Origin of the sequence: Buttiauxella izardii, assembly GCF_003601925.1 — a bacterium.
Taxonomy (GTDB): Bacteria; Pseudomonadota; Gammaproteobacteria; order Enterobacterales; family Enterobacteriaceae; genus Buttiauxella; species Buttiauxella izardii.
In genome coordinates this window covers 39602-65726 of the sequence record NZ_QZWH01000012.1, presented here as the reverse complement: position 1 = coordinate 65726, position 26125 = coordinate 39602, and the positions used below count along the sequence as shown (strand labels likewise).

Annotated in this window: 21 protein-coding genes; 16 read left to right on the top strand and 5 right to left on the bottom strand. The window is 53.6% G+C overall.

Features of this window, described 5'->3' with window-relative positions; genetic code table 11:
• Positions 1-84 precede the first annotated feature (84 nt).
• Genes D6029_RS07390 through D6029_RS07375 form a run of 4 tightly spaced genes read left to right on the top strand, consistent with a single transcriptional unit; the run spans position 85 to position 4586 of the window.
• The gene (locus tag D6029_RS07390) at positions 85-1332 is read left to right on the top strand and encodes an MFS transporter (protein WP_120064151.1); all 1248 of its coding nucleotides are present in this window, start codon (positions 85-87) and stop codon (positions 1330-1332) included.
• The gene (locus D6029_RS07385) at positions 1322-2410 is read left to right on the top strand and encodes a Gfo/Idh/MocA family protein (RefSeq protein ID WP_120064150.1); all 1089 of its coding nucleotides are present in this window, start codon (positions 1322-1324) and stop codon (positions 2408-2410) included. Before D6029_RS07390 ends, D6029_RS07385 begins: the two co-directional genes overlap by 11 nt.
• Positions 2410-3468 carry a sugar phosphate isomerase/epimerase family protein gene (locus tag D6029_RS07380; protein ID WP_120064149.1) on the top strand — a complete coding sequence of 353 codons (1059 nt, stop codon included), beginning with the start codon at positions 2410-2412 and terminating at the stop codon, positions 3466-3468. Before D6029_RS07385 ends, D6029_RS07380 begins: the two co-directional genes overlap by 1 nt.
• A 2-nt stretch (positions 3469-3470) precedes the next feature.
• Positions 3471-4586 (top strand): Gfo/Idh/MocA family protein, encoded by a 1116-nt coding sequence (locus D6029_RS07375; protein WP_120064148.1) that lies wholly within the window; start codon positions 3471-3473, stop codon positions 4584-4586.
• A 73-nt stretch (positions 4587-4659) separates the two neighbouring features.
• Here D6029_RS07375 and D6029_RS07370 read toward each other — a convergent pair whose 3' ends face one another.
• Together D6029_RS07370 and D6029_RS07365 are read right to left on the bottom strand one after the other, a co-directional pair.
• Positions 4660-5196, bottom strand: a complete 537-nt coding sequence (locus D6029_RS07370; RefSeq protein ID WP_120064147.1) for a GNAT family N-acetyltransferase — start codon at positions 5194-5196, stop codon at positions 4660-4662.
• The gene (locus D6029_RS07365) at positions 5177-5485 is read right to left on the bottom strand and encodes a type II toxin-antitoxin system TacA family antitoxin (protein ID WP_120064146.1); all 309 of its coding nucleotides are present in this window, start codon (positions 5483-5485) and stop codon (positions 5177-5179) included. The genes D6029_RS07370 and D6029_RS07365 overlap by 20 nt, the downstream gene beginning before the upstream one ends.
• Positions 5486-5797: 312 nt before the next feature.
• On the opposite strand from D6029_RS07365, the gene D6029_RS07360 reads away from it, so the two are divergent.
• From D6029_RS07360 to yncE, 9 genes are all read left to right on the top strand, one after another.
• On the top strand, positions 5798-7063 hold the full coding sequence (locus D6029_RS07360; RefSeq protein ID WP_120064145.1) for an ABC transporter substrate-binding protein: 1266 nt from the start codon (positions 5798-5800) through the stop codon (positions 7061-7063).
• Positions 7064-7981, top strand: coding sequence for a carbohydrate ABC transporter permease (locus tag D6029_RS07355; RefSeq protein WP_244212381.1), 918 nt, complete (start codon positions 7064-7066; stop codon positions 7979-7981).
• On the top strand, positions 7981-8826 hold the full coding sequence (locus D6029_RS07350; RefSeq protein ID WP_120064144.1) for a carbohydrate ABC transporter permease: 846 nt from the start codon (positions 7981-7983) through the stop codon (positions 8824-8826). The genes D6029_RS07355 and D6029_RS07350 overlap by 1 nt, the downstream gene beginning before the upstream one ends.
• Positions 8827-8828: 2 nt before the next feature.
• Positions 8829-9947, top strand: coding sequence for an ABC transporter ATP-binding protein (locus tag D6029_RS07345; RefSeq protein WP_120064143.1), 1119 nt, complete (start codon positions 8829-8831; stop codon positions 9945-9947).
• A gap of 152 nt (positions 9948-10099) precedes the next feature.
• Positions 10100-11740: a glycoside hydrolase family 13 protein gene (locus D6029_RS07340; RefSeq protein WP_120064142.1), complete on the top strand. Its 1641-nt coding sequence runs from the start codon at positions 10100-10102 to the stop codon at positions 11738-11740.
• Positions 11741-11743: 3 nt separating this feature from the next.
• Positions 11744-13393, top strand: a complete 1650-nt coding sequence (locus tag D6029_RS07335; protein WP_120064141.1) for an alpha-glucosidase — start codon at positions 11744-11746, stop codon at positions 13391-13393.
• A gap of 166 nt (positions 13394-13559) precedes the next feature.
• On the top strand, positions 13560-14360 hold the full coding sequence (locus D6029_RS07330; protein WP_120064140.1) for a YdcF family protein: 801 nt from the start codon (positions 13560-13562) through the stop codon (positions 14358-14360).
• A gap of 210 nt (positions 14361-14570) precedes the next feature.
• A complete protein-coding gene (aldA, locus tag D6029_RS07325; RefSeq protein ID WP_120064139.1) occupies positions 14571-16010 on the top strand; it encodes an aldehyde dehydrogenase in 1440 nt (479 codons plus the stop codon).
• 107 nt (positions 16011-16117) lie between these two features.
• Positions 16118-17179, top strand: coding sequence for a 7-bladed beta-propeller protein YncE (yncE, locus tag D6029_RS07320; RefSeq protein ID WP_120064138.1), 1062 nt, complete (start codon positions 16118-16120; stop codon positions 17177-17179).
• 96 nt (positions 17180-17275) lie between these two features.
• Here yncE and nifJ read toward each other — a convergent pair whose 3' ends face one another.
• A complete protein-coding gene (gene nifJ / locus D6029_RS07315) occupies positions 17276-20806 on the bottom strand; it encodes a pyruvate:ferredoxin (flavodoxin) oxidoreductase (protein ID WP_120064137.1) in 3531 nt (1176 codons plus the stop codon).
• A gap of 290 nt (positions 20807-21096) precedes the next feature.
• Here nifJ and D6029_RS07310 point away from each other — a divergent pair, with 290 nt between their 5' ends.
• Entirely contained in the window at positions 21097-21363 is a 267-nt protein-coding gene (locus D6029_RS07310; protein ID WP_120064136.1) for a putative hemolysin, read from the top strand.
• Here D6029_RS07310 and hslJ read toward each other — a convergent pair.
• Positions 21360-21785 carry a heat shock protein HslJ gene (gene hslJ, locus D6029_RS07305; protein WP_120064135.1) on the bottom strand — a complete coding sequence of 142 codons (426 nt, stop codon included), beginning with the start codon at positions 21783-21785 and terminating at the stop codon, positions 21360-21362. The genes D6029_RS07310 and hslJ overlap by 4 nt on opposite strands.
• Before the next feature lie 293 nt (positions 21786-22078).
• On the bottom strand, positions 22079-23068 hold the full coding sequence (locus D6029_RS07300; protein WP_120064134.1) for a 2-hydroxyacid dehydrogenase: 990 nt from the start codon (positions 23066-23068) through the stop codon (positions 22079-22081).
• Between the two features lie 212 nt (positions 23069-23280).
• Between D6029_RS07300 and D6029_RS07295 the strand changes: the two genes are divergently transcribed.
• On the top strand, positions 23281-25923 hold the full coding sequence (locus tag D6029_RS07295) for a YdbH family protein (RefSeq protein ID WP_120064133.1): 2643 nt from the start codon (positions 23281-23283) through the stop codon (positions 25921-25923).
• The gene (locus tag D6029_RS07290; protein WP_120064132.1) at positions 25920-26120 is read left to right on the top strand and encodes a YnbE family lipoprotein; all 201 of its coding nucleotides are present in this window, start codon (positions 25920-25922) and stop codon (positions 26118-26120) included. The genes D6029_RS07295 and D6029_RS07290 overlap by 4 nt, the downstream gene beginning before the upstream one ends.
• Positions 26121-26125: the final 5 nt, after the last annotated feature.

Below are 26125 nucleotides of genomic sequence, written 5' to 3'. Positions count from 1 at the left end.
ATTACATTTTTAATGAAACGTTAATGTAATCGATTACAAAAATAACCTCTTACCCTTAAATCAATACTCTGTCCCGGAGGATCTATGTCTTCTCAGTCGGCTGTTGGAGCGCAAGTGGTCACGCACAAATGGGTGATCCCGCGCCTGTCGTTAATGATGTTTCTCGAGTTCTTCGTCTGGGGAGCCTGGTATGTCACGCTTGGCGTGGTGATGGGCAAGTTCGGCCTGAGCGCGTTAATTGGTGACGCGTATTCCACCGGGCCAATCGCCTCGATCTTATCGCCGTTCGTGCTTGGCATGTTGGTCGACCGTTTCTTCGCTTCGCAAAAAGTCCTCGGCGTCTTGCACCTCATCGGCGCGGCGCTGCTGTGGTGGTTGCCGGGCATGTTTGAAAGCGGGCAGAGCGGCCTGCTATGGGTCGTGTTTGCCTACATGCTGTGCTACATGCCAACCATCGCGCTGAGCAATAACGTGGCATTCCATAGCCTGGCAAACAGCGAAAAAGGCTTCCCGATTGTGCGTGCGTTCGGCACCATCGGCTGGATTGTTGCGGGGCTTATCGTCGGCACCAGCGGCCTTTCAGACAGCACCGGCATCTTCACTTTGGCAGCCATCGCCTCCGTGGTGTTGGGGATTTACAGCTTCACGCTGCCGAACACGCCAGCGCCGGATCGTGGCAAACCGCTGTCGATGCGCGACCTGGTTTGTGCCGATGCCTTCGCACTGCTCAAACAGCGCCATTTCATGGTGTTTATCATTTGCGCCACGCTGATTTCGATTCCTCTGGCGGCTTACTACGCTTACGCCGCTCCGTTTATTTCTGCGGTTGGCTTCGAGAACGTTAGCGGCGTGATGGCATTAGGGCAGATGTCTGAGCTGTTGTTTATGCTGTTGATTCCATTCTTCTTCCGCCGTCTGGGCATCAAAATGATGCTGCTGATCGGGATGCTCGCGTGGTTCGCTCGTTACGCTATGTTCGCCCTCGGTATCACCGAAGAAACACGCTGGATGATCTACATCGGCATCATTCTGCACGGAGTGTGCTACGACTTCTTCTTCGTCATCGGCTTTATCTACACCGACAAAGTGGCGGGCAACAAAGTGAAAGGGCAAGCACAAAGCCTGCTGGTGCTGTTCACCTACGGCCTCGGGATGTTGATCGGTTCGCAAATCAGCGGCGCGGTATTTAACCGTTCCGTCACCGCGCAAGGAGCCGAAGGCTTGCTGCAATGGCAACAATTCTGGTGGATGCCAGCGATTGCGGCGGTAGTGATTGCAGCCATCTTCTTCTTTAGTTTCAAGTACAAAGAAGGTGCGCAGCATGGCAAATAAGCCGCTGCGCGTGTTGGTTGTGGGCTGTGGGAATATGGGGGCTGCCCACACCCTGGCGTATCAGCATCTGGATGAGTTCACGCTTTGCGGGCTGGTGGCTCGCGGCGATTCAAAAGTGCGCCTGCGGGCGCAACTTGCGACCGATGTTCCATTGTTTGAAGATTTACAGCAGGCGATTAAAGAAACTCAGGCCGATGCGGTGTGCATCGCCACCTGGCCTGATAGCCATGAAGCGCTGGCTTTAATCGCGCTGGCGGCGGGTTGCCATGTCTTTCTCGAAAAGCCGCTCGCCACCACGGTGAGCGGGGCCAAACGGGTTGTCGCCACCGCGAAGCTGGCCGGCAAGAAACTGGTGGTCGGCTATATTTTGCGCCACCACCCGGCGTGGCAGCGGTTTATCGAACTGTCGCACGGCTTAGGAAAACCGCTGGTGATGCGCATGAATCTGAACCAGCAAAGCAGCGGCAGCGCCTGGCACACGCACAAAATGCTGATGCAGTCGCTTTCGCCGATTGTCGATTGTGGCGTGCATTATCTCGATGTGATGTGCCAGATGACGCAGTCCAGCCCGCAATCGGTAAGCGCCATTGGCGTGCGTTTAACAGACGAAATCGCAGCCGATCAATTTAACTACGGGCAGTTGCAGGTGCGTTTTAACGACGGTTCCGTTGGCTGGTACGAAGCCGGTTGGGGGCCGATGATGAGCCAGACCGCGTTCTTTATTAAGGATGTGATTGGTCCAAAAGGGTCGGTTTCCATTGTGGCTCGTGAGGCTGGCGGTGAAGGGCAGTCGGCTAACGTTGAAGCGCACACGCGCACTGAATCTCTGCGTTTGCATCATGCCGAACTCAATGCGCAGGGCGAATTTAGCCACCAGGATGAATGGCTGAGTGCCAGCGATGAACCTGATCATTTTGCTTTATGCCAACGTGAACAGCAGTTTTTTGCCCGAGCCATTGTTGAGGATCTCGACTTAGCACAGCATCAGCAGCAGGCGATCGACAGCCTGGCGGTGGTACTGGCCGCTGACCTTGCCGTGCGTGAACAGCGCACGGTGTTGATTAAGGAGATGTTGTAATGAAAACCCTGAAAGGGCCGTCCATATTTCTCTCACAGTTTATTTCCGACAAAGCGCCTTTTAACTCCCTCGACACGCTCGCCGCGTGGGCGGCGGGTTTGGGCTATAAAGCGGTGCAATTGCCAACCCATTTGCCGCATATTTTTGACCTTGCCAAAGCCGCCGAAAGCCCGGAATACTGCGCACAAATTCGCAGCGTATTAAGCAATATCGGGCTGGAAATCAGCGAACTTTCCACACATTTGCAAGGGCAGTTGGTTGCTGTGCATCCAGCTTATGACGCCGCTTTTGCAGGATTTGCACCGCCAGAATTGGCAAACGATGCAGCCGCTCGCCAGCAATGGGCGGTAAGCAGCCTGAAACATGCCGCTCGCGCTTCGCAAAACTTAGGGCTAAAAGCTCACGCGACGTTTTCCGGCGCGCTGGCCTGGCCTTATTTTTACCCGTGGCCACCGCGTAACGAGCAGTTAATCGACGAGGCATTTCGTGAGCTCGCCGCCCGCTGGTTGCCGATTCTAAATGCTTTTGATGAAGCGGGCGTTGATGTTTGTTTTGAGCTGCATCCCGGCGAAGATTTGCATGATGGCGTCACGTTTGAGCGTTTTCTGGCGCTGGTTGATCACCATCCGCGCTGCAACATACTTTACGATCCAAGCCATATGCTGCTGCAACATATGGATTACCTCGGTTTTATCGACCACTATCACGCGAGAATTAAAGCCTTTCACGTCAAAGACGCGGAGTTTTTACCGTCGGCAAAAAGTGGTGTTTATGCCGGGTATCAGCCGTGGATGGAGCGGCCTGGGCGGTTCCGTTCATTGGGCGACGGGCAGGTCAATTTCAACGGCATCTTCAGCAAACTGGCGCAATATGACTATGACGGATGGGCTACGCTTGAATGGGAGTGTTGCCTGAAATCAGGCGAGGCGGGGGCGCGCGAAGGAGCCAAATTTATCTCCGACCATATTATTCCGGTTGCCGATTATGCTTTTGACGACTTTGCGATGCATGAGAGCGAAAAGTCTGCGGTGCGTCGCATGCTCGGGCTGGAGGATTAACCATGAAACGGCTTCGTATAGGAATGGTTGGCGGCGGTGAAGGCTCGTTTATTGGCGGCGTGCATCGTATCGCCGCACGGCTTGATGACCAGTTTGAGCTGGTCGCCGGGGCATTTTCATCATCACCGGAAGTGGCAAAACGCAGCGGTGAATCGCTGTTTATTGCCGATGAACGTAATTACGCCAACTGGCAGAAAATGGCGCAGCATGAGGATGCTCGGCCAGACGGCATTGAAGTGGTGTCGATTGTCACGCCAAACCATCTGCATGTGCCGATTGCCAAAGTGTTTCTGGAAAACGGCATTCACGTTATTTGTGATAAACCACTCGGCGTTACGCTGGCTGAAGCGCAGGAACTGGCACAGGTTATCGACCGCACAGGCCGCCACTTTATTCTCACTCATAACTACAGCGCACTGCCGATGGTTCGTGAAGCCCGCGCTCGCATCGCGAACAGCGAAATTGGCGATATCCGCGCCATCGAAGTGGAGTATTTGCAGGGCTGGCTGAACGACCGTTTAGAGCTGACGGATAACAAACAAGCGTCCTGGCGCGGCAACCCGGCATTCGCAGGAGCAGGCGCGATTGGCGACATCGGCACCCACGCCTGGCAGCTGGCGGCGTTTGTCAGCGGCATGGAGCCGGAAGTGGTACGTGGCGAACTGCTGACGCGCATTCCGGGTCGGGTGCTGGATGACGAAGTGTACGCCGAAATGCGCTATGCCAATGGCGCTCGCGGGCGTTTATGGGCAAGCCAGGTGGCACCGGGGTTCGAGAACGATCTGCGTTTGCGTATAGTCGGCAGCAGGGCGAGCATCAGCTTCCGCCAGCAACAGCCTGAAATCCTTGAAATCCACCCTCATCATGGCAACAGTTACGTTGTCACGCGTAACGGCGTCAATAACCATGATTCTGTGCGCCATCAGTGCCGTACACCCGCCGGGCATCCGGAAGGTTATCTGGAAGGATTCGCGCAAATTTACCGGGAAGCGGCGATTAAAATTCGCGGCGGAAATGCGCCGCTTCTGCCAGGTATTGCCGAAGGGCTGGCGGGGATGAAGTTTATCGAAACGGTGCGCGAGAGTAGTCACCGTGGCGGGGAATGGGTGGAGTGGTAAACAACCACTGTGTGCTTTATTACTTTTACATCCACGGAACATATAAAGAAACCCGCACTCAGGTGCGGGTTTTCTATGCCGAAAGGATATGCTGAATTGCAAGAAACATCGGCACTGCGCCAAATGCATTTGGCGGATCGTTGAGTTGCACGAACCCAAGCCGGGTATAAAAGTTAATTGCTGCTGGATCGGCATCCAGATACACACCCTTCACAGGCAGTGATTGATGGATAAGTTTAACTTGCTCAAAAAACTCCATAAGCAAGTCTTGCCCGTAGCCTTTGTTTTGTTCTTTCGTAGCCACACCTAACATAATCAGGCGTATCACACTGACTTCATTAGGTAAAGAAGCTGAAAACACGCCTGCAAGCTTCTCTTTTTCGAGACAATAGCCAGTGAAAGTACAAGCCCCTAACAATTCACCTGTGTTGGCGTCAATCAATGCTTTAGCAGCACAGTTCCCATCTTTAACGCTTTTCTTTAAGGAGTTGCGTATATAAGAGTTAATGACTGCATTGCCACAATCAAAATGCTTATTACTTGGGTAAGTAATATCAGCCTGATAGGCGTACACCATGACTTCATTGATATTACTTTGGCTCTCTTCCATCTTTTTTTCTCCGCATTAACGCTTGCAAAGCTAACGTTGGCGCAGCAGGTTCAGACAAGAGTTGATTAATTTGTTGCCAGCTTTGTGACGAGAGCTGACGACGACGCTGGTTGTCCAGCACGCTTTCTGCTCGCTCCAGAGCCGCATTTAAAATAAAAGCGCTCAAATCTAAACCCGCAGCTGCAGCCGCTTCACGAAGTAAATCTTTTAAGTCAGCGCTAGTTTTTAGTTCAACTCTCGCATTTTTGACGCTTCGACCGTCATTCGGAAATACCGCTACTTTGGACATACTGACCTCTCTAAACTTTTACCTGGTGCGGAATATGCCTTCGCCAGGGATTTTATACGGCTATTAGCCGTACCTTGGCAATTTACGGCAATCATAAATTCTTGTCAATTCGTACGGCTAATATCCGTATGCGCGTCACGTAGCCCGTCCCACGCAAAAGCTCAATAAAAAATAACGATACGTGCACCAGGTCGAGAATTCGCACAAAGATTAGGCGGCTAAGTTGTCGCCTTGCTTGATTGTTACTAGCTTTTTGATTGGTGTGGCTATTTTCCACCTCCCTCCTGTCCAGTCTGAACAAATGAGGAAACAATGAAAAAGCTGACGTTAAGTCTTATTACCTTAGCGCTCGCGGGCGTTTCTAACGCCGCGCTTGCCGATACCCTGCGTATGGAATGCCCGATTTCCCCCGGCGGTAAGGAATACTGCAACTACGTCAAAGATCGTTTTGAGAAGCAGACCAGCAACAAGCTGGAGTTCATCGAATTCCCGGCGGCGTCTGATGAAAAGCTGGCGCTGCTGCAACAACTGTTTGCCGCCAAAGATGAAAAGGCGGTGGATTTATTCCAGTCAGACACCATCTGGGTCGGGCTGCTGGATAAGCAAACGCTCGATTTAACTGATGCCGTTAGCGACATGAAGGGTGATTTCTTCCCCGGCCCATGGGCGAATGACACGGTAAACGGCAAGGTTAAAGCGGTTCCGGCGTATCTCGACACCGGCGTGCTTTATTACCGCAAAGATTTGCTGGAGAAATACAAAGAGCAGCCGCCAAAAACCTGGGAAGATCTGACGCGTATCGCCACCAAAATTCAGGACGAAGAGCGCAAAGCAGGGCATAAAAACTTCTGGGGGATGATCTTCCAGGGCAAATCGTATGAAGGGTTGACCTGTAATGCGCTGGAGTGGATTGATTCCTACGGTGGCGGTACGTTTATCGACGAAAAAGGGAACGTGACCATAAATAATCCGAAGGCCGCAGCCGCGCTGGATATGGTCGCGGGCTGGATTGGCAAAATCACGCCGAAAGGGGCGTTGGGCTACAAAGAAGAAGAATCGCGAGCCGTGTTCCAGAATGGCGATGCGCTGTTTATGCGCAACTGGCCGTATGCGTATCTATTGTCGCAAGGCGCGGATAGCCCGCTGAAAGGCAAAGTCGGCGTGGCTCCGTTGCCAGCCGGGCCGGATGGCAAATCGGCTAACGCGCTCGGCGGTTGGCAGTGGTCGGTTAACGCCAATACAAAAAACAAAGACGCGGCGATTGCGCTGCTGAAAATCCTCACCGATGCCGATTCGCAGAAGATGCAGCTTAAGTATTTAGGCTTCGCCCCGACGCGTTCCGCACTCTATGAAGACAAAGCGGTTCTGGAAGCTGCGCCGCATTTAACGATGTTTAAAGACATCTTCGCCAATGCCGTTCCTCGCCCGGCAACAGCGACCAAAAGCCAGTATCCGCGCGTCTCTAACGCCATCTTTAACGTGACCTTCAAAGTGCTCAATGGCGGAACCGACGGCAAAACTGCCGTGGCGGATCTGCAAAAACGCCTTGAGCGCGTGAAAGGCAAGGACTGGCATTAATTGGCGCATTCAGGCTATCAACAGCGACGCCACCGTATCGCGTGGATACTGGTGGCGCCCGCACTTTTGCTCCTTGCACTGGCGGCGGGTTGGCCGCTGGTGCGCACCTTCTTTTTCAGTTTCACCAACGCCATGCTCGACAATCCGTCCGAGTACCAAATGGTCGGGCTGGCAAACTATTACGCCACGCATGACGGCGACAGCAGCGGTGTTTTGGTTGATCCATTGTGGTGGCAGGCAGTCGGCAACACGCTGTGGTTTACCGTGGTGTCGGTTAGTTTTGAGCTGGTTCTCGGCATGTTATTAGCGCTTTTAATGAACCAGAAATTTCGCGGCCAGGGTTTAGTGCGCACTGCGATTCTGGTGCCATGGGCGATTCCGACTATCGTCAGCGCCAAAATGTGGGGCTGGATGTTCCACGATCAGTACGGCGTGGTAAACGATTTGCTGGCGAAGATTTTTGGCTACCAGGCGCATCTGGCCTGGATTGCAGAACCGTCACTTTCCATGTGGGCGGTAGTGATTGCCGATGTCTGGAAGACCACGCCGTTTATGGCGCTGATGTTGCTGGCGGCGTTGCAGCTTATTCCTAACGATCTTTACGAGGCCGCTCGCGTTGACGGGGCCAGCGCCTGGCAGCGCTTTAAACGGATTACGTTACCGCTGATTATGCCCGCGATGGTTGTCGCGCTGATTTTCCGCGTCATGGACGCGATGCGCATCTTCGATTTGATCTTCGTGCTGACCTCCAATAGCGAGGCCACCATGTCCGTTTCCGGCTACGCCCGGGAGCAAATCATCTCCTATCAGGATATGGGCATGGGTTCGGCGGCGTCAGTGCTGGTCTTTATGATGGTGGCGGGCATTGCTGCCTGCTTTATCCGCGTCTCACGCTTAAACGAGAAGGAGAAACGGTGATGAAAACTTCTCGTCGGCAACGCAAGTTTGGCCACAATCTGGTGATTTTCCTCGGCGCGACGTTCGCCGTTCTGTTCTGCGTGTTCCCGTTTTATTACGCGATTATTACCTCGCTTCGCACCGGGCAGGAGCTGTTTTTACCGGCCTATTTTCCGAGCGGCTACCACTGGGGCAACTACGTCACGGCGCTGGTGCAAAACGGCATCGCCCGCAGCCTGCTGAACTCGGTGCTGGTGGCGACCATCACCGTTGGCATCTGCCTGCTGGTGTCGATTACCGCCTCGTTTGCCCTGGCGCGCGTGCCGTTTCGCGGGCGTAAATTCCTGCTGTTTACCATTCTTTGTGTGTCGATGTTCCCGCAGGTGGCGGTGCTCAGCGGCATGTTTGAGCTGGTTCGTTTCCTGGGGTTGTACGATTCTCTCGGCGCGTTAGTGCTTTCTTACACCACGTTTTCGCTGCCGTTCACCGTTTGGGTGCTCACCACTTTTATGAAGTCGATTCCCGTTGACCTGGAAGAGGCGGCGATTGTCGATGGCGCGAAAACCTGGACCATTATCCGCCGCGTGTTCGCGCCAATTCTGGCTCCGGCGCTGGTCACGACCGGGCTGCTGGCGTTTATCGGCGCGTGGAATGAATTTATGTTTGCGCTGACGTTTATTATTTCTGGCGACAAACGCACGGTGCCGGTCGCGATTAGCATGTTCAGCGGCGCGTCAACATTTGAGCTGCCATGGGGCAGCATTATGGCGGCATCGGTGGTGGTAACGCTGCCGATTATCGTGCTGGTGCTCATCTTCCAGAAACGCATTGTCAGCGGGCTTACCAGCGGAGCGATTAAGGGATAACCATGGCGCAACTCGTGCTCGATAAAATTCAAAAACGTTACGGCTCGGCATCTGAAGTGATTAAACCGCTCGATCTCGAAGTGAATAGCGGCGAGTTTGTGGTGGTGGTTGGGCCGTCCGGTTGTGGGAAATCTACGCTATTGCGCATGGTGGCTGGGCTGGAGGAGATCAGCGGCGGCGAAATGCGCATCGACGGCGTTTGCGTCAACGACGATTCTCCCTCCGAGCGCGGCATCGGCATGGTGTTCCAGTCATACGCGCTGTATCCGCATATGACGGTGTACCAGAATATGGCGTTCGCGCTGGAGATGGCGAAGCTGCCGGTGAAAGTGATTGATGAAAAAGTGCGAGAAAGCGCGCGCATTTTGCAACTCGAGCCTTTGCTTGATCGTCGGCCGAAAGATTTGTCCGGCGGTCAGCGTCAGCGCGTGGCGATTGGGCGAGCCATTGTGCGCGAGCCGAGCCTGTTTTTGTTCGACGAACCACTTTCCAACCTTGATGCCTCGCTGCGCGTGCAAATGCGCATGGAAATCGCCGCACTACATAAGCGCATCAACGCCACGATTTTGTATGTCACGCACGATCAGGTTGAAGCCATGACGCTGGCTGACCGCATCGTGGTGCTGAACCAGGGGCAAATCGAGCAGGTGGGAACGCCGCTTGAGCTGTACGACCGCCCGGCGAATATGTTTGTCGCGCAGTTTATCGGCTCGCCAAAAATGAACCTGATCCCCGGCGTTTTTGTGAATGGCAACGCCCAGCGCACCGATGTGCTGCTGGAAAATCGTCAGCAAATTTCACTGCCAATTAACGGCGCGGGCGTGCCAGAGGGGCAAGCGGTGCAACTGGGGATTCGCCCGGAACACATTCAGCTTACCGAACTGGCGCAGGCGGATATCGAAGCCGAAGTGTTGTTTGTCGAGCAGATGGGCAACGAGACGCTGCTGTACGTCAATAGCGGCTACGGTAGCGAACCGCTGGTAATGCGCCATACTTTAAGGCTCGAAATTAAGCCCGACCAGCGAATCGGCCTGCGGCTACCGCCGGAGAATTGTTATCTGTTTAATCGCGACGGGCGGGCGTTTGTGCGGATTCCACCCTCATCCCAACCTTCTCCCTGAGGGAGAAGGAGAAAGCTGAATGATTCCCTCTCCCTGGGAGAAGGAGAAAGCAGAATGATTCACTCTCTCTGGGAGAAGGAGAAAGCAGAATGATTCCCTCTCCCTGGGGAGAGGGTTAGGGTGAGGGCGACCCTATCTACAAGGAGAAATCGGTGGAACAAAAATGGTGGCACAACGCGGTGGTGTACCAAATCTATCCGCGCAGTTTTATGGACAGCAATGGCGATGGCATCGGCGATATCAACGGCATCATCAGCAAACTCGACTACCTGCAACAGCTCGGCATTAACCTGATTTGGCTCTCGCCGGTTTACCGCTCGCCGATGGACGACAACGGCTACGACATTTCTGACTACGAAGATATTGCCGCCGAATTTGGCACCCTGGCGGAAATGGAAACCCTCATTGCGCAGGCCAAACAGCGCGATATTCACATCCTGATGGACTTAGTCGTCAACCACACTTCCGATGAACATCCGTGGTTTATCGAAGCCCTCAAATCCAAACAAAATCCGTATCGTGATTTCTATATCTGGCGCAAACCGGCGGCAGACGGCGGGCCACCGAATGATTTTCGCTCCTGGTTTGGCGGCAGCGGCTGGGCGTTTGACGAAGCCAGCGGTGAATATTATCTGCACCAGTTTTCAAAACGTCAGCCGGATCTGAACTGGGAAAACCCACGCGTTCACGAAGAAGTCCACGCCATGATGAACCGCTGGCTGGCGAAAGGCATCGGCGGTTTTCGCATGGATGTTATCGATCTTATCGGTAAAGAAGTGGACGCGCAGATCATGGCGAACGGCAAAAACCTTCATGCGCTGATTCGCCAGATGAACCGCGCCACGTTTGGCAAAGGTGATTTCGTCACCGTCGGTGAAACATGGAGTGCGACCCCTGACGATGCGCTGCTGTATAGCGGGGCCGAGCGAGAAGAGCTGTCGATGGTTTTCCAGTTTGACCACATCAAAGAGTTCTGGGACGAGCACGCCGGGAAGTGGCGCAGCAAGCCGTTCGAGCTGATGAGTTTTAAAGCGGTTATCGAGAAATGGCAAACCGCGCTGGCGCATCAGGGCTGGAATTCGCTGTTCTGGAGCAACCACGATTTACCGCGAGCGGTATCAAAATTTGGCGATGAAGGCGAGTTCCGTGAACCGTCCGCCAAAATGCTTGCCACCGCGCTGCACTGCCTGAAAGGCACGCCGTATATCTATCAGGGCGAAGAAATCGGCATGACCAACGTGCGCTTTGAGACCATCGACGATTACCGCGATATCGAGAGTTTGAATCTGTATAAGGAGCGGCTGGACGCAGGCGTGAGCCATGAAGAAATGATGCTCGGCATTCATGCCAACGGGCGCGATAACGCCCGCACGCCGATGCAGTGGGACGCCAGCCCGAACGCCGGTTTTACCTCGGGCACGCCGTGGATTGCCGTCAACCCAAATTACCGCGAGATCAACGTTGCGGCAGCGCTCGCACAACCGGATTCGATTCTATGGCATTACCAAAAAATGATTGCTCTGCGTAAACAATATCCGGTGCTGGTGTACGGCGATTTTCAGCCAGTTTTGCGAGATCACCCGCAGGTTTTCGCCTGGCTGAGAACGCTCAACGACGAGCGTTTATTGGTGATCAACAATTTTACCGCAGAACATCTGACGCTCGACATCCCGGAAGCCATGCAGAACTGGCACGGCGAATGTTTGATTAGTAACTATGCGCCGCGTGACAAGTTGGCGGTCAGCCTTGAGCTACAACCTTATGAATCATTTGCATTATTAATCGGGAGGTAAACGATGGCGAACTGGTGGAAAGAGGCGGTGGCCTACCAGATTTATCCGCGCAGTTTTAAAGACAGCAACGGTGACGGCATTGGCGACCTCAACGGCATCACCGAAAAACTCGATTACCTCAAAGACCTCGGCATCGATCTGATTTGGATCTGCCCGATGTATAAATCGCCGAATGACGATAACGGTTACGACATTAGCGATTACCAGGAAATCATGGCCGAGTTCGGCACGATGGCGGATTTTGACCGCCTCCTTGAACAAGTTCACGCTCGGGGAATGCGGCTGATTATCGATTTGGTAGTGAATCATACTTCCGACGAACATCCGTGGTTCCTGGAATCGCGTTCGTCACGGGATAACCCGAAACGTGACTGGTACACCTGGCGCGACGGCAAAAATGGTGCGGAACCGAACAACTGGGAAGGGATCTTTAAAGGATCGACCTGGGAATATGACGCCCATACCGAACAGTATTTTCTGCATCTGTTTACTCGCCGCCAGCCGGATCTGAACTGGGAAAACCTTGATGTACGCCGCGCGGTGTACGACATGATGCGCTGGTGGCTCGACAAAGGTATCGACGGCTTTCGCATCGATGCCATCGCGCACCTGAAAAAAGAACCGCTGCTGGCAGACGTGCCGAATCCGGACAAACTACGTTATGCGCCATCGATGAAAAGCCACCTGAACTACGACGGCCTGCTGGATTACGTCGACGATATGAGCCGCAACGTGCTCCAGCACTACGATATTGTCACCGTGGGCGAGATGAATGGCCTGTTTGCCGATCACGCCGAAGAGTGGGTGGGCGAGCACCGCAACCGCCTGAGCATGGTGTTCCAGTTTGAGCATGTGCGTTTGTGGGAACCGGAAGCCGGTTTGCGCCCGGAACCGGCGGTGCTGAAGAAGATTTTCACCGCTTGGCAAGAAGCGCTGGAAGGCAAAGGTTGGAACGCTTTGTATGTTGAAAATCACGATCTGACGCGAATCACTTCGCGCTGGGGCGACACCGAACACCACTGGCGAGAAAGTGCGACGTGCATCGCAGCGCTCTATTTTCTGATGCAGGGCACGCCGTTTATCTATCAGGGCCAGGAAATCGGCATGACCAATACCCGCTTCGAGCGGCTGGAAGATTTTGATGACGTGTCAGCGAAAAACATGTGGCGCGAAATGGCCGCGCAGGGCAAAAGCGAAGAAGAGATTATCGCCTTTCTGACCAATACCGGGCGCGATAACTCCCGCACGCCGATGCAGTGGAACGCCTGGCCGAATGCCGGTTTTAGCGACGCGAAACCGTGGTTTGCAGTGAATGCCAATTTTGAAATGATTAACGTCGCCAGCCAGCAGCAAGATCCCGATTCGGTGCTCAATTTCTATCGCGCATTAATCCAATTGCGTAAACAGGAACGCACGCTGATTTACGGGCGCTACGTGCTGGAACTGGAAGATCACGCGCAAATTTATGCTTATCGGCGGGTGCTGGAAGGCACTGAATTTGTGGTGCTGTGTAATATGTCGTCGAAATCTGCCCGCTGGACTGAGAGCGAGCTTTCGCTGGAAGCAGCAAGATTCCTGTTGGGGAACTACTCGCAGGTGGAAGAGGTTTATCGGCTGCATCCGTGGGAGACGCGGGTTTATAAGCTCGCGTAAACCATTTTGTCGGATGACGCTGGCGCTTATCCGACCTACGAAAAACGGTTTTGTAGGGTAGATAAGCGCAAGTGTACGCCCGGCTAATCGAAGTCTCAGAGCAACCCTATACAGTCACGGTGCGGCCTGCGTTATGATGTGCGCTGGTTTTTAACAAGGAGGGGTTATGTTGACGACAACATTTCCAGCTTTGCAGGCCACCACCCTTAACGCCATCAACACGCTGGGCGAGTGGCTTGCTCATAATGAGTTTGCCGCGCCGCCTGCGGTGGGTGATGCAGACATGATTATTCTCGCAGGCAATGCCGTGATCCCCACGATTGACGCCGCCTGTGAGCTTGCCGTCAATACCGAGCACACGCTGCTGATCACCGGCGGTATTGGTCATTCCACCACATTTTTATACGCCGCGATTGCAAAGCATCCCCGCTATAACACCATTCCAACCACCGGACGTGCGGAAGCGGCTATCATCAAAGATATCGCTATTCAGTTCTGGAAAATCCCGGCGGAAAAAGTGCTGACGGAAGAGAAATCGACCAACTGCGGCGAGAACGCCCGCTTTACGCACCTGTTAATGCAAGAGCAGAACCTCACGCCGGAACGCGCGATTATTATTCAGGACCCGACCATGCAGCGCCGTACCGTGGCGACGTTTGAGCGCGTCTGGCAGGGCGATACGCATCAACCGCAGTGGCGCAGTTGGCCCGGGTTTGTGCCGCGTCTGGTGAGCAACGAAACGCAAACTACTTTTGGCCCGGATAAAAAAGGGCTGTGGCCGGTTGAGCGTTACGTGTCGTTGGCGCTGGGGGAAATTCCGCGAATCAGAGACGATGCCAACGGCTACGGGCCGCAAGGGCGGGATTTTATTGCTCATGTGGATATTCCGTTGGCCGTCATTAATGCCTGGGAAATTCTGGCTAATGACGCCGCGCTGGCGCAATTGATGCACGAGCGCGGCTTGTAGCGTACTGCGATGACCGTTTTCACACCAGCGTGCTGAAAACGGTCATTTTCATGTTTCTGATATGTAGCCAAATTGATTCCTTTCTGTTGTTTTTATTGAATCTCATCACAATTCATGACCGTTTTGCCCGAATGGCGGTTGTTAAATCCTAAAGTGTTCACAAATGTTTTACATACATAAAACAAAACAGCGAACACAAAGGAGCCGGTCATGACTGCACCTGTACAACACCCGATGTATATCAATGGTCAATTTGTTCAATGGCAGGGCGATCAGTGGATTGATGTGATTAATCCTGCCACTGAAGCGCTGATTTCGCGCATTCCTGACGGTACGGCGCAACAGGCGCGTGATGCGATTGACGCCGCCGCACAAGCGCAAGCCGGTTGGGAAGCGTTGCCTGCTATCGAACGTGCGGGCTGGCTGCGTAAAATTTCTGCCGGGATTCGTGAACGTGCGAAATCCATCAGCGCGTTGATTGTTGCCGAAGGCGGCAAAACCCAACAACTGGCTGAAGTGGAAGTGGCTTTCACCGCCGATTATCTCGATTACATGTCGGAATGGGCGCGCCGTTACGAAGGCGAAATTCTGCAAAGTGACCGCCCTGGCGAAAACATTCTGGTGTTCAAACGCGCATTAGGCGTGACCACCGGAATTCTGCCGTGGAACTTCCCATTCTTCCTGATTGCCCGCAAACTCGCGCCAGCGCTGATTACCGGCAATACCATCGTCATCAAACCAAGCGAATTTACGCCGAATAACGCCATCGCTTTTGCGGAAATTGTTCATGATATCGGGCTACCGAAAGGGGTATTTAACCTGGTTCTGGGGCGCGGCGAAACGGTGGGTCAGGAACTGGCGAGCAACCCGAAAGTGGCGATGGTCAGCATGACAGGCAGCGTCGGCGCGGGTGAGAAAATCATGGCGGCGGCCTCTAAAAACATCACCAAAGTTTGCCTGGAATTAGGCGGCAAAGCGCCTGCTATCGTGATGGACGATGCGGATCTGGATATCGCCGTGAAAGCGATTGTCGATTCACGCATGATTAACACCGGGCAGGTGTGTAACTGTGCCGAGCGCGTGTATGTGCAAAAAGGCATTTACGACGAATTTATTACGCGCCTGAGCGAAGCCTTCAAGCAGGTGAGTTTTGGTGATACCGGCGAGCGCAACGATGTGTCGATGGGGCCGCTGATTAACGCCGCCGCCCTTGAACGCGTAGAGCAAAAAGTGGCTCACGCGGTGAGCGAAGGCGCACGAGTCTTGATTGGCGGCAAAACGCCGGAAGGGAAAGGGTATTTCTACCCGCCAACGCTGCTGGTGGATGTGCGCCAGGAAATGGCGATTATGCACGACGAAACCTTCGGCCCGGTGCTGCCTGTCACCACTTTTGAGACGCTCGAACAAGCGCTGGAAATGGCAAATGACAGCGATTACGGGCTAACTTCTTCGGTCTACACTCGCGATTTAAATACCGCGATGAAAGCGATTAAGGGGCTGAAATTCGGCGAAACTTACATCAACCGTGAAAACTTTGAAGCGATGCAGGGCTTCCATGCGGGCTGGCGTAAATCAGGTATTGGCGGGGCAGATGGCCGCCACGGTCTGAATGAGTATCTGCAAACTCAAATGGTCTATTTGCAGGTGTAATGATTTACTTTCTCATTTATAAATGATAATAATTATCAATAGTGCTTCAGCCTTTAGCTAACGTTCTGTTAGCTAAAGGTATTTCCATGCTATTGATAAGGATATTTATGTCTGCTCTCCCACAAACTCGCCTGCGCGTTTTACCTGCTTTGATGCTTTCCAGCCTGCTGTTTTCCGGTTCTCTGTTTGCTGACACCTCATTCACGGTTGAAAGAAAACCCGTTGGCAAAGGCGCGTACGAAATGGCCTACAGCGCGGATCAATCGGCGTTGTATGTCGCCACGTCCCAGAGTCGTAAAACCGACAAAGGCGGGGTGGTTTATCGTCTTGACCCGGCAACGCTGGAAGTGACTCAGGCGATTCATAATAACCTGAAACCGTTCGGTGTGGCGCTCAACAAGACCACCGGTACGCTGTTCCTCGGCAACACCACCAGCAGCGCGGTAACGGCGATTAACAGCAAAACCGGCGATGTGATTAAGTCACTGGTCGTGGACGAAACTAAACGTACCGAAACCGTGCGCCCGCTGATGCCACGCCAGTTAGTGGTGAATGAGGCGACGAATACGCTGTATATGGGCGGATTGGGCGAGTCGAGCGTGTTGTGGGTGATTGACGGCGACAAGCTCACGTTGCACGATACCATTAAAGATCTCGGTAAAATGGCGACGGGCCTGGCGATTGACCAGAAAGCGTCACGCATTTACATGACCAATGCCGACAACGAATTTATCGTTATCGACAGCAAAACCGACAAAGTGATTTCGCGCACCAAACTGGATAACGAAGGCGAGCATTTCTATCTGAATATTGCGCTGGATACCGCAAATAACCGTGCGTTTATCAGCGATTCCAAAACGCCGCAATTGTTGGTTGTGGACACTAAAACCAGTAAAATCATCAACAAAGTGGAAGTGCCGTTGGGCTTGGATGTGTTGTATAACTCGACGCGTAATGAAATTTACGTGACGCATCGCAAAGCCGGGAAAGTCAGCGTGATTGATGCGAAAAGCTACAAAGTGCTGGAAACGATCGATACGCCTGCCTTGCCAAATAGCCTAGCGCTTTCGCCAGATGGGCAGCAGTTGTATGTCAGCGTGAAACAGCCGGGCAGCCGTGAGAAAGAGCCATCCAGTCCGGACGATGTTGTGCGGATTAGCTTTAAATAAGATTCAAAAATGTCGGATGGCGCTAGCGCTTATCCGACCTACAAAAATGAATTCAAAGGGTGGATAAGCCACTGGCGCCATCCACCCTCTATACCGTTACTCGCTATCCGCCTTTTCTGCTTTCCCAGCCATCTGCGCCAGGAAGTCATAGCGTTTTTGCAAATCAACGGCAGCGTCTTTCCAGAGCTGTTCTGCGACTTCCGGCTGCTGCGCATTCAGGCGGCGGAAACGCTGCTCTTTCATCAACGTGTCAGCCAATGCGTCAGACGGAGGACGCGAATCCAGCGCCAGCGGTAGTTTGCCTTCATCCGCACGACGCGGGTCAAAGCGGTACAGCGGCCAGAAACCGGTTGCGGTCAATTGGCGCATTTGGTCGTGACTCAGCGCCAGGTCGTAGCCGTGTTCCTCGCATGGGCTGTAAGCGATGATCAGCGATGGCCCCGGATACGCCTCCGCTTCCTGAATTGCTTTCACCGTCTGGTTTAGCTGCGCGCCGAGGGAAATCTGCGCCACATAAACATGCCCGTACATCATCATGCTGACGCCGAGATCTTTACGCGCTTTACGCTTGCCGTGCTCGCCAAACTTGGTGACTGCGCCCAGCGGCGTGGCTTTCGACGCCTGGCCGCCGGTATTGGAATAACATTGAGTATCGAGCACCAGAATATTGACGTTTTCGGTCAGGCTTAAAACGTGATCCAAGCCGCCGAAACCGATGTCATACGCCCAGCCATCACCGCCAATCAGCCAGATTGATTTCTCAACCATCGCGTCGGCGTCGGTCATTAGCTGGCGCGCATCGGGATCGTCGATATTGGCCAGATGCTGGCGCAGGGCAGCAACTTGCTCGCGGCGCACTTCTGGCGTGGCGTCGCTGTGAAGCTGCTCGTTAAGTTCAGCAGGCAATTGGTCAGCAAATTTACCCACCAGGCGCATCACGCGGGCGCGGTGTTGATCCACCGTCAGGCGGAAGCCCAAACCAAATTCGGCGTTATCTTCAAAAAGTGAGTTCGCCCAGGCCGGGCCGCGCCCGTTGCCATCGGTGGTGTACGGCGTCGAAGGCAGATTACCGCCATAAATTGACGAACACCCGGTGGCGTTGGCAATTAACATGCGGTCGCCATACAGCTGCGTCAGCAATTTGATGTACGGCGTTTCACCGCAGCCGGAACACGCGCCGGAGTATTCAAACAGCGGTTGCAGCAGTTGCGAAGTACGAATGTCGATACGCTCAAGGCTGGTGCGCTCCATTTCCGGCAACTGAAGGAAGAAATCGTAATTTTCCTTTTCTTCTTCGACGTGCTCAAGGCGCGACATCATATTGATGGCCTTGATTTCCGGGTTCTGGCGGTCTTTCGCCGGGCAGACTTCGACGCACAAATTACAGCCGGTGCAATCTTCTGGCGCGACTTGCAGCACGTATTTTTGCCCACGCATATCGCGGGATTTCACATCCAGTGATTGCAGCGCGGCAGGGGCGTTTTCCATCGCTTCTGGCTGCACGACCTTGGCGCGAATCGCCGAGTGCGGGCAGGCGGCAACGCAGTGGTTACACTGGGTGCAAATGTCCGGTTTCCAGATTGGGATTTCTTCGGCGATGTTGCGTTTTTCCCACTTGGTGGTGCCTGGCGGCCAGGTGCCGTCTGGTGGCAATGCCGAAACAGGCAGCGCATCGCCAAGCCCTGCGAGCATCGCGGCGGTGACGGTTTTGACGAAATCTGGCGCAGCATCGGAAACCACCGGCGGGCGCATCGGGCTGGATTCGTTCACTTCCTGCAACGTGACTTCGGCGAGGGATTCACGGGCCAACGCCAGCGCCTGCCAGTTGCGTTCGACCAGTTCCTGGCCTTTGCTGCTGTAACTTTTGGCGATGGCACCTTGCAGTTCTGCCAGCGCGCTGTCACCCGGCAAAATGTGGGTGAGATGGAAAAATGCCATCTGCATAACGGTATTAATACGCGCCCCAAGCTGGCATTCGCGGGCGATTTTCGCCGCGTTGACCACGAAGAAACGCGCCTTTTTCTGGTTCAGCACCGCCTGAACTTCTTGCGGTAATCGATGCCAGACTTCATCGGCGTTGTATGGCGTGTTGAGCAGGAAAATGCCGCCGGGTTTCAGGCGCTCGGCCATCTGGTATTTGTCGATAAATTGCAACTGGTGGCAGCCGACAAAATCTGCTTTATCAATCAAATAAGTCGAGTTAATCGGCTGTTCGCTGACGCGCAAATGCGAAACCGTCAGGCCGCCGGCTTTTTTCGAGTCATAGACGAAATAACCTTGGGTATAAAACGGCGTCGAGTTACCGATGATTTTGATGTTGTTTTTGGTCGCAGACACGCTGCCATCGCTGCCGAGGCCGTAAAACAGCGCTTCGAGTTTGGCGCGGTTCGGCAGGGTGTTTTCTGGCAACGGTAAGGACAAATTAGTTACGTCGTCGTAAATGCCGACGGTAAAGCGCGGGCGCGGTTTCGCCTGGTTCAATTCGTTGAACACGGCCAGCACACAGTCCGGGCCAAATTCTTTCGACGAAAGACCGTAACGGCCGCCAATCACGCGCGGCAGGGTTTCGCGTTCGCCACGGTTAAAGGCTTCGGCCAGCGAGGTCATCACGTCGAGATACAGCGGTTCGGCTAATGCGCCGGGTTCTTTGGTGCGGTCGAGCACGGCAATCTGGCGTGCGCTTTCTGGCAACACTTCTAATAAATGATCGGCGGAGAAAGGGCGGAACAAACGCACTTTTAGCACGCCGACTTTTTCGCCGCGCGTCAGCAGTTCATCCACCACTTCTTCGCAGGTGCCGATGGCCGAGCCCATCACGATAATCACGCGTTCGGCCTGCGGGTGGCCGTAATATTCAAACGGGCGATACTGGCGGCCAGTGGCGGCGGCGAAGCTGTCCATCGCCTGTTCAACGTGTTGGTAAACCGCGTCGTACCACAGGTTGCTGGCTTCGCGGGACTGGAAATAGGTGTCCGGGTTGGCTGAGGTGCCACGAATCACCGGGTGTTCCGGGTTCAGCGCACGGGCGCGGTGTTCATCAATCTCTTTTTGCGGCAGCAGTTCCAGAATGGTGCTGTCCGCCAGCGGGACGATTTTGTTGATTTCGTGGGAAGTGCGGAAGCCATCGAAGAAATGAATAAAAGGCACGCGGCTTTTGAGCGTCGCAATATGCGAAATCAGCGCGAAGTCTTGAGCTTCCTGGACGCTGCTGGCGCATAACATGGCGCAACCAGTCTGGCGAATGGCCATGACATCGGAATGGTCGCCAAATATAGATAGCGCGTGGGTGGCGACGGTTCGCGCCGCGACATGCAAGACAAACGGCGTGAGTTGCCCGGCCAGTTTGTAGAGCGTCGGGATCATCAGCAGTAAACCCTGCGATGAAGTAAATGAGGTGGAGAGTGCGCCGGTTTGCAGTGCGCCGTGAACCGCAGCGATAGCGCCGGCTTCGGACTGCATTTCTACTACGCGAGGCGTATCGCCCCACACGTTTTGTCGCCCGTCCCCGGACCAGGCATCAGCAAGTTCAGCCATGGTTGAGCTGGGCGTGATTGGGTAGATGGCAATTACTTCGCTGGCACGAAACGCGACAGACGCAACCGCACCATTGCCGTCGATTGTGATCATGGGACACCCTTACATTGCGCAACAATAAGAAATCGAAAAGACCCGTATGCCTGCACGAGCCGAAGAATAATCATTTAATTCTAGCAAAGCCCACAAAAGGTGATTTTCGCTTTTGTGTCCTGCGTTGCGCTTTGATTGAGGTCGTGGAAAAGGGCGTGTGGGTGAGTTTTGCGCAATTAAGTGATCCGGTTTGCAAAATTACACACATTTTAGGGTTTTACGGCCTCGACGGAATGCCGCGCCAGCGCTTATGATTCTTAGGTTTTGCAACGTTCAGGGGGAGAAAAGTAATGCGCGCTGCGTTTTTAGTCGGTTGTGCGGCAATTTTATTGTCTGCGTGTAGTAGTGAACCACAGCAACAAGCCACCGCGGCTCACGTTCCACCGGGAATGCGTGCGGCAATGTCGAATCAGGGGCAGGCGAGTTGTGCAATGGTGGGTGGGACGCTGAGTGTGGCTCGTCAGTTGGACGGTTCGTCTACCGGGATGTGTGCGATGCCCAACGGCAAACGCTGTAGTGAAAACGCGCTTGCCGCCGGAACCTGTGGGGCGTTTTAGTTCATCAGATCGGCCAGTTTATAAACTAAAGTATGCTGGCTGGTTTTGAGCGTTAGCTGTTGTGGCTGCAAATCAACTTTTGCACCGCTGGTCAGCATATCGTTAATCATGTGATCCAACTCGTTAAGCTGCGGCTCCGCGCATAACATCATGGTCATTCCCAGACCTTTCGCTTTCAGCGTGCTGTCTTCCAGCGTCGCCTGGCCCATAAAGCGGTTACACATCGCACCGGAAATATGCATGTTTTCACCGAAGCTCAGCTCCGGCGTGCGTTTAATGCCGTCCAGCGGTTTGCCGTCTACGGTTTGCAGAACATAACGGTGATGTTGCAGATCTTGCGCGGTGACAGCGGATTTATCGCCCGATTGTGCACAGCCTGCAAGAACCATGGCTGCGAGTGCGATAGAAGCTAATTTTTTCATCTCTTTTCCCTAAGTTATTCAGTTCATCAATGAGTTGGCGACACTTTGGCAAAAAGTGCCGTGTGATTCTGTAAGGATAATCTTAAAACCACCCTCATCCCAGCCTTCTCCCTAAGGGAGAAGGGGCAGAGCGGTTTACCCCCTCACCTGAGGGAGAAGGAGCAGAGCGGTTTGTCCCCTCTCCTGTGGGAGAAGGAGCAGAGCGGTTTGTCCCCTCTCCTGTGGGATAAGGAGGAAAATGGTTTATCCCCTCTCCTGGGGGAGAGGGTTAGGGTGAGGGCGGCAATACGAAATCAATTCACCTGATTAACACAAGCCTCGCCGTTCTCTAACTGACGCAAATTCTCAAGCGTTGTCTCGGAAATGCTGGTCAGCGCTTCTGCGGTCAGGAACGCCTGGTGGCCTGTAAACAGCACGTTGTGGCAGGCCGACAGACGACGGAATACATCATCCTGAATCACGTCGTTAGATTTATCTTCAAAGAACAAATCGCGTTCGTTCTCGTAAACATCCATCCCCAAAGCACCAATTTTTTGGTTTTTCAGCGCATCAATCGCGGCCTGGGAATCAATCAAACCGCCACGGCTGGTGTTGATCACCATCACGCCATCTTTCATCTGCTCGAACGCAGTGCGGTTAAGCAAATGGTAGTTTTCAGGCGTTAGCGGGCAGTGCAGGGAAATCACGTCTGACTGTGCAAACAGCGTCGGTAAATCGACATATTCCACGCCCAGCTCCAGTGCCGCCGCACTTGGGTACGGATCAAACGCCAACAGGCGCATACCGAAGCCTTTTAAAATTCGCAGCGTCGCGATGCCAATTTTACCGGTGCCAATCACACCCGCTGTTTTGCCGTACATGGTGAAGCCGGTCAGCCCTTCGAGAGAGAAGTTGGCATCACGGGTACGTTGATAAGCGCGGTGAATACGACGATTCAGGCACATCATCATACCGATAGCATGTTCGGCGACGGCTTCTGGCGAGTAGGCTGGAACGCGAACCACTGGTAAACCGAGCTCTTTGGCGGCTTCAAGATCGACGTTGTTAAAGCCCGCACAGCGCAGCGCGATAAACTTCACGCCTTGTTTTTTAAGCTCTTCCAGAACCGGACGGCTACCGTCGTCGTTAACGAAGATACAAACGCCTTCACAACCATGCGCAGTTTTAGCGGTCTTCTCCGTTAACAAGAAGTCATAAAATTCAAGATCAAAGCCATATTCATTGTTAACCTGCTCCAGATACTTTTTGTCGTACTGTTTTGTGCTATACACTGCGAGTTTCATGAGACTTATCTCCAGAAAGAAATTAGTATGAAATTACCACGCTTAAAAATTTCTTACAAATTTTAAAATTTATTTTTAGTGATGATTTTCTGCCGTTCACTCAGGCCTGGCTACGCTTAAACCAGGCTCGACCTTCACGCCCGGTCCGATTCATGTAAGAATCATCGCATATGTCGGCTTAAATTGTCGCTGAATCAGGATATTAACCACCCATGAAGGGTAAATATAAAGCCATTATTGCGTTGGTGCTGATACTCATTCTGTTACCGTTAACGCTACTGATGACTATAGCCCATTGGCTGCCGACGCTTGCCGGAATCTGGTTGCCGCAAGGGACGCGAATCGCCATGGAGGCCAGCCCGCGCCTGAGTCGTGGTGCCATTCTGGTGCCCGATCTGCGTTATCTGGCCGGGGATTGCGAACTCGCCACGCTCAAAGACGCCACGCTAAGTCACCCCAAACGCTGGCGCATCCATCTCGACACGCTGAATCTCAATGTGGATTGCCTGAGTAAAATCCCTCTCGATCAATCGGGGCCAGCCGCGCCACGCTCGCTACAAGAGTGGCAATCCTTACTGCCTGAAAGCTTGTTAACTATAGATAGGGTCAATGTAACGCCGTTTCAACAATTCTCCGGCGCTTTACGTTTATCACTTTCTCCGCAGCAGCAAGCGCTGCATTACGACGGGCCATCGCTAAAAGTTGATGCTGAACTTAACGGCCAGATTCTGGAGCTGAAAAAGCTAAAAGTGCAGGCGCTGGCAGGGATGGAACCGGTCGAATTAGCCGGAACCGTGACCTTGCCGCTGATGACCGATGGTGTGCCGAAAAAAGGGCATCTGTCCACGAAATTGCATATTTCGCAAGAGCCGGAGTTGGTGGATTTGGTGCTCGACTGGAATGAAGACGAGGGCGCATTTATGGTGTCCAGACCCGATGCCACCGAAGCGCTGCTGAGTTTGCCATGGACTATCAGCGACACAATTTTTGAAGTCAACGGCGGGCAGTGGTTCTGGCCGTATGCGGGTTTCCCGTTGCGTGGCGGCGTTGCATTGCGAGTAGACGACTGGAAGCTGGGGCTGGAAAAAGCGGTGATCAGCGGGCGAATGAACGTCATTACCCAGGGAAACGCGGGCAAAGGCAACGCGGTGTTGAATATCGGCCCAGGGAAACTCAGCCTCGAAAACAGCGCATTACCGGTGCAATTAACCGGTGAAGCGAAGCAAGATGGGATGGTGTTTTACGCGGTGTTGCCAGGGGAAATTAGCGGCGCGATTTCTGATCCGAAACTGTTGTTCCGCCCGGGTGCGCTTTTACGTTCGCGTGGACGCGTCATAGATTCGATTGATGTCGATGAAATCCGCTGGCCGCTGGCGGGTGTGAGTGTCTCGCAACAAGGTGTGGATGGGCGTTTGCAGGCGATTGTTCGCGCTCACGAAAACCAGATGGGTAATTTTGTGCTGCACCTGGACGGACGCGCCGACAACTTTTTACCCGACGCCGGTCTATGGCGCTGGAAATACTGGGGCAAGGGTGAGTTCACGCCGATGCAGGCGAAGTGGGATGTGGGTGGGCAGGGCGAATGGCGCGATAGCGTCATTGAACTCAGTTCACTTTCTACCGGGTTCGACAAGCTCCAGTACGGCTCCATGTTAGTCAGCAAACCGCGCCTGAAACTCGAAAAACCGCTGCACTGGCAACGCGCTGAAACCGCACCGACTTTTGATGGCACATTCACCCTCAACGCCGGGGAAACCACCTTTAGCGGCGGCAGCACGCTTCCACCGTCCATATTAACGTTCAGCGTCAGTGGCGAAGATCCTGCATCGTTCCAGTACAAAGGTGATTTACATGCCGGAGCGATTGGCCCGGTACGCGTCAATGGCCGTTGGGATGGCGAGCGCTTGCGCGGTAACGCCTGGTGGCCGCAGCAAGATTTGACCGTGTTCCAGCCGCTGATTCCTGCCGACTGGAAGATGACCTTAAAAGACGGAACGCTGTATTCACAGGTCGCTTTTTCCGCCGCTGTGGGGCAAGGGTTTGAAGCGGGCGGGCATGGCGTGGTGAAAAGCGGCAGCGTCTGGATGCCCGATAACCAAATTAACGGTGTCGATTTTGTGCTGCCATTCCGCTTTAGCAATGGCACGTGGCAGTTGGGCACGGATGGACCGGTGACGCTGCGCATCGCCGAAGTTAAAAATCAGTTCAGCTCCACCAATATTACCGCCGATCTTGAAGGCTGGTATCCGTGGAGCGAAGCGCAGCCGCTGATGCTCAGTAACGTTAACGTCGATATTCTTGGCGGCAAACTGCGCGTGCAACAGCTCCGTTTGCCGCAGCATGACGCCGCGTTGCTACGCTTAGAAAATATCTCGTCGAGCGAACTGGTGACTGCGGTAAATCCTAAACAATTTACTATGTCCGGGCGCGTGAACGGCGCGTTGCCGCTGTGGCTCAATCATCCGCAATGGATTGTTAAAGATGGCTGGCTCACCAATCCAGGGCCGTTGACGCTAAGATTGGATAAGGACATGGCGGATGCCATCGTTGAAAACAATATTGCTGCAGGGGTGGCGGTTAACTGGTTGCGTTATATGGAAATTTCTCATTCCTGGACCCGAATCAATTTAGATAATCTGGGTCTGTTAACTTTACAGGCGAATGTGCAGGGCATAAGCCAGGTTGAAGGGAAAAGGAATGCGGTTCGGCTGAACTATAGTCATCAGGAAAACCTCTTTACGCTGTGGCGCAGCCTGCGTTTTGGGGATAATTTGCAAACCTGGCTTGAGCAACATACCGAATTGCCGGATGTGCGTTGTCAGACGCGGGATAAAGCTTGTGAGGAAACACAATGAAAATCGCCATCGCCACGCTCATGATTTCAGGGCTTGCTACGTTAACGGGATGCACGCCGCGTATCGAAGTCGCCGCGCCTAAGGAACCTATCACCATTAATATGAACGTGAAAATTGAACATGAGATTCATATTAAGGTTGATAAAGACGTTGAAACGTTGCTGAAAAATCGCAGCGATTTGTTCGGCCAGGAGTAAGCCAG